At 48.3% G+C, this 1,025-nt stretch carries 3 protein-coding genes; 2 read left to right on the top strand and 1 reads right to left on the bottom strand.

Features of this window, described 5'->3' with window-relative positions:
* Positions 1–98, bottom strand: a 98-nt coding sequence (locus QMM04_RS22680; protein WP_282997129.1) for a hypothetical protein, incomplete at its 3' end; no start/stop codon positions are given.
* Between the two features lie 254 nt (positions 99–352).
* Here QMM04_RS22680 and rplU point away from each other — a divergent pair.
* Positions 353–664: a 50S ribosomal protein L21 gene (gene rplU / locus QMM04_RS22675; RefSeq protein WP_007886644.1), complete on the top strand. Its 312-nt coding sequence runs from the start codon at positions 353–355 to the stop codon at positions 662–664.
* 15 nt (positions 665–679) lie between these two features.
* Positions 680–937, top strand: coding sequence for a 50S ribosomal protein L27 (rpmA, locus tag QMM04_RS22670; protein WP_003851093.1), 258 nt, complete (start codon positions 680–682; stop codon positions 935–937).
* The last annotated feature ends 88 nt before the right edge of the window (positions 938–1,025 follow it).

Below are 1,025 nucleotides of genomic sequence, written 5' to 3'. Positions count from 1 at the left end.
TTAATCAGTGAGACATCTGAATTCAGCTGGTCGAGGATGGTCTGGTTGACGGCCGCCATGTCCTGCGCGGTTAATTCATTAATCTGTTCTAAGTTCATTCGTCTGTTCAGCTTTGACTCGTTTTTTGCATGGTAAGCGCTTTTACACAGCGTGAGTTCAGGTAATCTGTTACTGATTGTACTTGAAAAATCGGGCTTAGAAACATTTGCATTCGTTCTGCGCTTTTTTTCTGCAAGAGAGTGCAAAGTGCTCTTGTCTTCTCCTGGAGATTTGCGTAGAATTCGCGCCCTATTGTGAATATTTATCGCGCCGCCTGATGAATAGAAAGGCATGCGCAGAAGCGGAGTTTTATATGTACGCGGTTTTCCAAAGTGGTGGTAAACAACACCGAGTAAGCGAAGGTCAGACCGTTCGCCTGGAAAAGCTGGACATCGCAACCGGTGAAACCATCGAGTTCGACCAGGTTCTGATGATTGCAAATGGCGAAGACGTGAAAATCGGCGCGCCACTGGTATCAGGCGGTGTGATCAAGGCAGAAGTTGTTGCTCACGGTCGTGGCGAGAAAATTAAGATCGTTAAGTTTCGTCGTCGTAAACACTACCGTAAGCAAGCTGGTCACCGTCAGTGGTTCACTGATGTGAAAATCACTGTGATCGGCGCGTAAGAGGAGATCTGACAAATGGCACATAAAAAGGCTGGTGGCTCGACTCGTAACGGTCGCGACTCCAATGCAAAACGTCTGGGTGTTAAGCGTTTCGGTGGTGAATCTGTTCTGGCAGGTAGCATCATCGTTCGTCAGCGTGGCACTAAATTCCACGCAGGTACCAATGTAGGTTGTGGTCGTGACCACACCCTGTTTGCTACCGCAGACGGCAAAGTACAATTCGAAGTTAAAGGTCCAAACAACCGTAAGTACATCAGCATCGTTGCTGAATAAGGTTGTTGTGCCGCAGACGGTTAACGTCTGAACACACGAATGGAAGGCCCCGCAGCTTTGCGGGGCTTTTTACATTCTGCCGCAGGTT

Source organism: Pantoea sp. Pa-EAmG (assembly GCF_030024295.1).
Classification (GTDB): Bacteria; Pseudomonadota; Gammaproteobacteria; order Enterobacterales; family Enterobacteriaceae; genus Pantoea; species Pantoea dispersa.
This window is presented reverse-complemented; position numbering and strand designations above follow the sequence as displayed.

What these genes read in the sequence shown, in the direction of transcription:
- rplU (WP_007886644.1), top strand. Translation starts at nt 353, where the DNA reads ATGTACGCGGTTTTCCAAAGTGGTGGTAAACAACACCGAGTAAGCGAA.
- rpmA (WP_003851093.1), top strand. Translation starts at nt 680, where the DNA reads ATGGCACATAAAAAGGCTGGTGGCTCGACTCGTAACGGTCGCGACTCC.